1 protein-coding gene is annotated in these 203 nt (G+C 71.4%); it reads right to left on the bottom strand.

The features are described from left to right. On the bottom strand, positions 1 to 203 hold a 203-nt coding region (locus tag QWY28_RS24325), incomplete at both ends, for a dihydroneopterin aldolase (RefSeq protein WP_300955452.1).

The following is a 203-nucleotide window of genomic DNA, read 5'->3' on the forward strand; positions in this document are numbered from 1 at the left end:
GGTGCGTCCGGCTTGTGCACCGTGACCCGCGCCCACTCGACCTTGGCGTCCGCGAGGCAGACGTCCGCGATCCGCTGGGCGAGGGTCTCGATCAGGTCGACCGGATCCTGCTGCCCGGCGGTCGTGACCGCCGCGACGAGACTTCCGTAGTCCACGGTGTCGTGCAAGTCGTCACTCGCGGCCGCGGGAGCGGTGTCGACGCC

It is taken from the genome of Nocardioides oceani, assembly GCF_030412965.1.
Lineage (GTDB): Bacteria > Actinomycetota > Actinomycetes > Propionibacteriales > Nocardioidaceae > Nocardioides > Nocardioides oceani.